Annotated in this window: 8 protein-coding genes; 7 read left to right on the top strand and 1 reads right to left on the bottom strand. The window is 61.2% G+C overall.

Translation table 11 applies throughout. The features are described 5' to 3' along the window. Positions 1 to 212: 212 nt before the first annotated feature. From QMG40_RS17120 to QMG40_RS17095, 6 genes are all read left to right on the top strand, one after another. Positions 213 to 449, top strand: a complete 237-nt coding sequence (locus tag QMG40_RS17120) for a hypothetical protein (RefSeq protein ID WP_283532350.1) — start codon at positions 213 to 215, stop codon at positions 447 to 449. Between the two features lie 2 nt (positions 450 to 451). Then, positions 452 to 805, top strand: a complete 354-nt coding sequence (locus QMG40_RS17115) for a hypothetical protein (protein ID WP_283532348.1) — start codon at positions 452 to 454, stop codon at positions 803 to 805. 161 nt (positions 806 to 966) lie between these two features. Beyond that, positions 967 to 1,539, top strand: a complete 573-nt coding sequence (locus QMG40_RS17110; protein WP_283532347.1) for a recombinase family protein — start codon at positions 967 to 969, stop codon at positions 1,537 to 1,539. Further along, positions 1,536 to 1,772, top strand: coding sequence for a hypothetical protein (locus QMG40_RS17105; protein WP_283532346.1), 237 nt, complete (start codon positions 1,536 to 1,538; stop codon positions 1,770 to 1,772). Before QMG40_RS17110 ends, QMG40_RS17105 begins: the two co-directional genes overlap by 4 nt. Then, complete coding sequence (locus tag QMG40_RS17100) at positions 1,769 to 2,056, top strand: hypothetical protein (RefSeq protein ID WP_283532345.1); 288 nt, start codon at positions 1,769 to 1,771, stop codon at positions 2,054 to 2,056. Before QMG40_RS17105 ends, QMG40_RS17100 begins: the two co-directional genes overlap by 4 nt. A 2-nt stretch (positions 2,057 to 2,058) precedes the next feature. After that, positions 2,059 to 2,535 carry a hypothetical protein gene (locus QMG40_RS17095; RefSeq protein WP_283532344.1) on the top strand — a complete coding sequence of 159 codons (477 nt, stop codon included), beginning with the start codon at positions 2,059 to 2,061 and terminating at the stop codon, positions 2,533 to 2,535. On the opposite strand, the gene QMG40_RS17090 is transcribed toward QMG40_RS17095, so the two are convergent. Then, a complete protein-coding gene (locus QMG40_RS17090; protein ID WP_283532343.1) occupies positions 2,532 to 2,930 on the bottom strand; it encodes a hypothetical protein in 399 nt (132 codons plus the stop codon). The two genes, QMG40_RS17095 and QMG40_RS17090, sit on opposite strands and share 4 nt — an antisense overlap. A 427-nt stretch (positions 2,931 to 3,357) precedes the next feature. Here QMG40_RS17090 and mobF point away from each other — a divergent pair, with 427 nt between their 5' ends. Continuing rightward, complete coding sequence (gene mobF / locus QMG40_RS17085; RefSeq protein ID WP_283532342.1) at positions 3,358 to 7,845, top strand: MobF family relaxase; 4,488 nt, start codon at positions 3,358 to 3,360, stop codon at positions 7,843 to 7,845. The last annotated feature ends 1 nt before the right edge of the window (position 7,846 follow it).

The raw sequence follows: 7,846 nt of genomic DNA, 5'->3' as shown, positions 1-7,846 counted from the left end.
AGCTGCAAGGCTGAAATTGAGCGCATCCTCCACGACCAGGGGACACCTCAGCAACCGGTGCCCCAGCCCCAGCAACTAGACAAAACAAAGTTTCTACAATTCCTGAAAGGCAACAAGAGCAATCCATAGCGGAAAGGAAAGGAGCGCCAGTAACACCGGCGCGAAGCGACCCGAATAGCGATTGTTCTAGACACTGTTAGAAAGGTGGCGTGATGACACGGTACACAGTGACAGCAGAAGAGAGCGGCCCCTGGTGGTCCCTGCAATGCGTGGAAGTTCCCGGCGCGATCAGCCAGGTAAAACACTTGGCAGACGCGCACATCATCACCGAGGCAATCGCCCATGTCGGTGCAGTAGACGAAGATGACATCGTGCTCACCATTCAGCCCGTTCTTCCGTTCAACATCACACCAGCGCAGTGCCCACCATCACGAGCTATCAAGGAGTAACCATGGACCAGGAAACACCCGAAGTCATCCAGAAGGCAGATGACGCCTACGAAGCCATCCGCGCCATCTGCCACATGAGCCAAACCCACCCGGCACCCACCGTCTACGGAGTGCTGGGCAATCTGAAAGGTGCCATCGGTCCCATGCTCGCCCAAACGCTGCGGCAGCTCGCTAAAGGCTTGGAGCGATCCCTGAACGAGTATGACGTATACGAAGATGACGGCAGCGACCCGGCAGGTTCCATCGCCTTGGCCGGTAAGCATTTATACGAGGCTGCCATTCTCGCTGATCTGTTGGGGGAGAGCCTGACAAAGGCGCAGAACGCCATTTCCCGCCAGGGCTACCGCGAACGCTAAACCCGTAGCCTGTCCACATGCGGCCGCCCAATAACGGACGTATACGGGCATGCCGACGACCGCTGGCGACACGCCCGATAATTGGTGCTCAGAACCTGCGCACGAAACCGGCAGGCGTTCGGAACGCGGCTAGTAGGTTTGTGGGCGGAAGGGAGAAAGCAATGGCCACCATCGCATACGCAAGAGTTTCCACGGGGGAGCAGAACCCGGAATATCAGGTGCAGCAGCTCCGCGACGCGGGCGCCGAAAAGGTCTTCGTCGATCACGGGGAATCGAGTACGACCCGGAACCGTCCGCAATGGGTTGCCTGCCAGGACTACTTGCGGCAGGGCGATGTCCTCCTAGTTCACCGGCTGGACCGATTGAGCGGATCCTGGCACCTGTTCCAGTTACTCCTTGATTTGGGGGAGCGGGGGATCGATGTCCGCTCCTTGACTGAACCGGACATCGACACGACAACGCCGATGGGCAAAGCCATGTACGGCATTGTTGCCGTCTTCGCGCAGCTGCGCATCGACACCATTCGAGAGAACACCAGGGCCGGGCTAGCTCACGCCCGCGCCCAAGGCAGAGTCGGGGGACGGCCGAGCGTGATCACGCCAGAAAAGTTCGACGCCGCTGTTCGGCTCCGCGACGCAGGCCAGAACCACAGCCAGATTGCCGCCGCCCTCGACGTCAGCCGCATGTCAGTTTCACGGGCCCTATCCAAGGTCGAACGAGGGCAGCTGGCATGAACACATTGATTGGCCTAGTCATCGCCCTCTGTGGTTGGGGCATGGGCATTTTCTTCGCCGGAGTCTCCCTGTACGCAATGGGCGGGGCAGTCATCCGCATGGACATAAAGCTGTTCCTGGGCGGGCTTATCTGCCTGATAACTGGGTTCGTCATTTGGTGGGTGCTGGTGACTTTCGCTAGCACGTACGGGATCCCGAAACCACGACTCTCAAGAAGAAGGAAGCAACGATGAGCACCATGGAAACCGTCTATGCCGTCAGTGATCCGAAGCCGACCGTTGCAGCCGCCATCGGCCAGCTCGCAAGTCGGATCGATGAAAACGTGCGCGGCATCCAACAAGTATTCGAGGCAAGTGGAGACCAACTGTGGAGCGCCGAGTCGGCCTCCCATACGGTCACCCCCGTAACCAGCACTGAGCGCATGTCTAGGGGCATGGTTGGTCACGATGATGTGTTGGTGACCCAATATGTTGCCTCCGCTATTTTGCTGGTGACGTTCCAGAAGAAGCTCGACTGACCATGACCCCGGAGGAGCGTTTTTGGGCCAAGGTCATCAAAGGTCCGGGCTCGGACGCGCATTGGCTGTGGAGCGCGGCCGTTTCTGACGATGGCTACGGGAGATACACGCTTAACGCCAATAGAAGCACCGTGGCGGTGCGTCCCCACCGCTACGCGTTTCATTTGGCAACAGGTCGTCCGATGGACGGTTTCGGGATACTGATGCACGAGTGCGACGTGCCCATTTGTGTCCGTGCCACGTCCGGCCCAGACACACACCTAGTGGAGGGATCCACGAGGGAGAACATGCTTGACCGGCGCCGGAAAGGACGCGACACCAACGGCACAGGATTTGCCTGGCGCGGCCTGGCCCGCGAACACTTCGCTGCCCGATCCCGTGCGCTGCGTGATGAAGTCCGTGACCATGGGTGGACTCGTCCGGAACGAATTTCTGCACTTCTCGCTGGCACCGACCCGGACGCTCCCACACTCTTCTAAGTAGCCGGTGTTTCTTCCTGGTCCGGTGTAGGGGAGTCGCCAACAGCCTCTAGGGCAGCGGGGGACACTAGGGTATCGGTCAGCCGCTTTAGCTCTGCCCCGCTGAGTCCCAGCCGGGCCGCCACGGAGGACTTACTTTCACCCGTGTCCAACATTTCCTGAACCATCCTCGCCGCATCCAGCCGGGCACCTTCGGCGTCACGTTCGGCCTGGGCAAGGATGGCCTCCACTTTGGTCTGTGCATCTCGGAGGACTTGATCGGCTTGGTCCTGGTTAACGAAGAATTCCACGGCCTGGCCGATTAGCTTCTCGTGCCGCTCAGTCATGGCCTGGGCCTTAAGTAGCGCCTTTTCCCGTGCCGCGAGCTGTACCGATGATTTCCGTGGTGCTGCCATTCTTGACTCCTTGAGTTTCGTACGGAATGAGAACCTAACGGCTAGCACGGACCCCCCGGTGGGGGAGCGGCTCCGCCGCAAAAGAAGGTCCTCGCTGGCGCTCGGGCTGGTTAGGCCCGAGTTATCCACACGTGGACAGCTCCGAGAGAAAAGGAGTCTCTCCGCTGCCCACCCGTGGATAGCTCGGGCCGACGGTTCTACACAATCGAACGGACCGTGGATAACGAAAAGCATGTTACCCACCGCCCATTCTCATGTGCAGAACCGCATCAAGAACTTGATGGCCCAATCCTATCGTTTTTTGCGCGCTTCCATCGAGTTTGCTCCTCCGTCACATCCACCGATTCCAACACCCAAAAACCAATACTATCTGTCACACCTCATGCATCATCGATAAGTGAGGTGGTTGGGCGGTATGCTGAGTCTCATGATGACCGTGCACAAGCTCAGTGCTGGCGACGGATACACGTATTACACACGTGAAGTCGCCAGTGCTGATGAGCTGCGCGCGGGGGACCGTGAACTCGGTGATTATTACACCGTGGACGGCAACCCTCCGGGCCAATGGGCCGGGGGAGGGATCGCTCATCTGGGTGTTTCGGGTGATGTCACCGAGGCGCAGATGGCGGCGCTGTATGGGATGGGTTTACATCCTGACGCCGAAGCTATGAAGGCTGAGGACCCGTCCGCAGATGTCCTTCTGGGGGCGCGGTACCCACGCTATTCGCAGAAGGACAAGGAGCTTGGATCGCGCATCGAGACGGCTATGACCGACTACAAGCGCATAAACCATAAAGACCCTGACGCCGACAACCGGCGTTTGATTCGTATGAAGGAAGGTGCGAAGTACTTCCGCGAACTCAACGGCCGCAATGCCTCTGATAAGGAAGAGCTGGGTCGCTTCGTCACCGCCCAGACCAAGCCAGGATCGCAGGCAGTGGCCGGTTATGATCTCGTTTTCGCGCCCGCCAAATCCGCCTCAGTTTTGTGGGCGATCGGCGGCGAAGAGGCCCGCAGCCAGATCGAGACAGCACACAATGAAGCTATCGAGGAAACCATGGGCTACCTCGAAAAGGAAGCCACCTTCACCCGGCGTGGCCGCAACGGCGTCCGTCAGGAGGATGTGGATGGCGGCCTGATCTACACCAAGTTCCGACACTATGACTCCCGCAACGGAGATCCCCAGCTGCACGAACATGTGGTGGTCTCCAACAAGGTTCGTGGCGCTGACGGTAAGTGGTCAAGCCTGGATGGACGGCTGTTGTACCAGTTCAACGTTGCCGCCTCTGAGATGTACAACCGGTTGGTCATGGAGAAGATCAGCGCCCGGCTAGGTGTGGGATTGATTGAACGAAAAGTAAACGGAGACCGCCCCGTGATCGAAATTGCGGGGGTGGATATTGCCGCCATCGATGCGGCCTCCTCACGCCGCGAAGCGATCAAACCCGTCCTCGATGAACTCACCGAGGAGTTCATCGATAAGCACGGTTACGCCCCCAATAAGAAGCAACTGATTGCCCTGGCACAGCAAGCAACCTTGGACACCCGCCCCGCCAAAAAGGAAGCCCGGCAGTTGTCCGTCCTGGTTGATGAATGGACCCAAGACCTGGGCGGTATTGATGGTGTTACGGTTGGTCCGGACGCCCTTGAACAGGCGCGTGCACATCGACATGATGCGCGCGAGCTGGACAGCAAAGAGGCTACGCCGTGGATGGTCGCGCACGCCGACGAGCTCGATCCAGCCGTGGAAGCCCAGGGCATCATTGAACGACTTGAGCGCTCACGTGGAGTCTGGGGAGAACACCACATCGAGGCCGAAGCGTTGCGCCGACTCGGGTCACGCCTGGGTGAAATGCCCATCCCGCCGGCCCTCCTGGAACAGGTCAAGGCCCGTGCTATCGACCAGTTCTCACTGCGCATCACCCCAGACGCGCCAACTCCGAACGTTGACGCGCTTCTCCTGGCGAACGGGACAAGTAAGTACGGCCGGCCCCACTGCAATCTCTACACGTCCTCCGGGATCCTGCACAGTGAAGACCGTCTACTCACGGCCGCGCAGCGAGTTGTTATCCCGGCGGCCACCGTCGATTCCTTCGATGTCGCACTGACTCAACAGAGCAAAACATTTGATGCTGGACAGCTGCGCATGGCGAAAGAATTTGCATGCAGCGACCGTCTATTGCTGGTTGGTGTCGGCCCAGCCGGGGCCGGTAAAACGACGGCTCTGCGGTTGGCCGCCGATACCGTCCGTGAAGCCGGCGGGCAGGTGATTGGCCTCGCGCCGACGGCCGTGGCCGCCGCCGTCATGGGTACCGAATTGGGCGCCAAGGCCACCACGATCGACTCCTTCGTTCTGAGTCACCAGGTGGAGGATCCGCGGCGTGTTATCCCGAAACCGGGCGATGTCATCATCATCGATGAGGCTGGCATGGTGGGTACCGGATTGTTTGCTGCGGCCGTGACGATCGCTGACCAATATGGGGCCGTGGTCCGCGCCCTGGGCGATGATCAGCAGCTCTCTGCTGTCGGTTCAGGTGGTGCGCTGCGGTTGTTGAAGAACGCCGTCGGTGCCGTTCACCTAGAAGATTTGCACCGCTTCCGCAACCCCGATGGAACCCCGAACGAAGCCGAAGCGGCAGCAACCCTGGCGTTGCGGGAACCGCCGGCGGCCGGTGAGGATGACCCGTGGTCCTTCTACCGGGAGAACCGGCGCGTAGTCGGCGGCGACGCCGAAACCATGACTTCACAGGTGTTCACTGCCTGGCAGGAAGACACCAATGCTGGCAAGCATTCGGTCATGATGGCCTTTGACAATGCCACCGTCACCGAACTGAATGCCCGCGCCCAGACCTATCGGATCGCCACCGGCGAGCTGGACGCGCACGGTCCTTCCGCGACGCTGCGTGACGGGCTGAGCGCCCGCTCCGGTGATGTCATTGTGACACGGAAAAACAACCGACGGTTGAGTGTGAACCGTGGGAAAGACTTCGTCAAAAACAACGATGTCTGGCATGTCCGCGAGGCCCACGACGACGGCTCTTTGAGTGTCCGCCACGACCAGCACGGCGGGATGATCACCCTGCCCGCTCAGTACGTCCGTCAGAAAGCGATGCTCGGCTACGCCGCGACCATCCACCGCACCCAGGGCATGACCTGCGACACCGTGCACGCACTGATTACTTCGTCTCTCTCGCGTGCCCTGGCCTATGTGGCGGCTTCCCGGGGGCGCGAATCAAACCGCCTCTATGGGGTAGTGGGGGAGGGGGAAACCCTGGCGGATGTACTGACGGCCGTCGCCGCCAATCATGACGGAAACCTCACCGCGCACGAACAGATGGACGCCGCCCGCGCCCAGACCCGTTCCCTTCCGGAAATGTCCGAGGTCTACCAAGACATTGACGCCCAGGCGAACGAACTACGCATGGCCAACTTCGCCGCCCGTGTCCTGGGAGAAGGAGTAGCCGGCAAGTACACGGCCTCCGATGCGTGGGGAGCTATGGCCACCCACCTACGGGCCGCTGAATCCGAAGGGTTCAACCTGGCGAACCTGCTCACCGAATCTTTCGCTGAACGCGAGCTCGGCACGGCCGATGATGAAAACGCCGTCATGGCCTGGCGGATAGAGAACCGCCTCGAGCACTGGCGCGCCCAAGCCGGACAGCAACAGCCCCGCCCCCTCGAAGCAGTCAGTGACACGGCCCTGGACAGGCTGGAACGACGCGCCGCCGGGGAGCTGATGCGAGCCAAAGCCGACACCACACGGGGAACTGATACCGAGGTGCCGTCTCGGACAGCGCTGACACGCGGCTGGCGTTCAGAGAGCAAGGAGACGCCCTGGCAACAACGCCTCCATGGGCACCTCAGCGACGACGAGCTCAACACCAGGGCTGGTGCCGCGGATCAGAAAACCCGCACTGACATGACCCTCAACGATCCTGCCGCCCTAGCCAAGGCCCGCTGGCTGTCTGCCTCCTTGAACAAGGAAAAGGCGGTACGCGATTTGATGAACCCCGAGGCCCGGGCCGATGAGGCCTACCAGCGTGGCGCCGTGTCCAACTACCGGAGGGAAGGGAACGCGCCCCGCCTCCAGGCAGCGGCACAGATCCACCAGCGGATCCGCACCGAAATGGAACTCCGTCGGCACCTGCCAACACCGGTGGCCACGGCGCCAGCCACCGACGGATTGCCAGCCTGGATGGCCCCTAATGATGTTCTGACCCACCCGGACACGCCCGCGCTGTGGCGTCAGGAACTCCAGGCCCGGCGTGAGCTGATGGCCGCCGAAGCAACAAGGCTCGGCGCCCAGCTCGCAGCTGAGCCACCGGCGTGGGCCACAACCCTAGGCCCGGTTCCTTCGGAGACCGAGCACCAGCAGCAGTGGCGTGAGCTCGCTGTGGAGATATCCACTTACCGGGACAGCTACAGGATCCCGGTCAACGAGCTCGCACCCATTCCCGCCAACCACCAAGGCAAGGGGATCGGCGCCCAATTGGCTGCCCGAATCACTGCCATGCACAAGTACAGCGCCCAAACCCGCAAGGAACCCCTAGATGCAGACGACGCCGAGTTGATGGCCGAAGCCGCCCATGTCGAAGCCTTGGTGAAGGAAACACCCACCCCGGCCGAACAGGTTGTGGACCAGCTGCGCCAAGCACGCGGCACCGAGACGGGGGCGCAGCTGAGCCCGGCCCAGGAACGCACCGAAAGAGCAGCCGCCCTAGCTCGAAAGGTGCGCGCGAACCGACGCCCCACCGGCCAGAACGACATGGGTAAGCAAGAGAGCACCGAAGCGGTCAAGGAAGCCATGGATAACATTCGGGCCCGCCGGGCCGAGGAAGACGCCCGCCGCGAACAATCCCGGCCAGAGGACGATCCGGCACCGCGCCAGGACCGTGGACCTGGCCACAGCAGGTAAG

It is taken from the genome of Arthrobacter antibioticus (assembly GCF_030063205.1).
Classification (GTDB): Bacteria; Actinomycetota; Actinomycetes; order Actinomycetales; family Micrococcaceae; genus Specibacter.
Note: the sequence above shows the minus strand (reverse complement) of the source record. Positions and strands in the feature narration are given on the sequence as shown.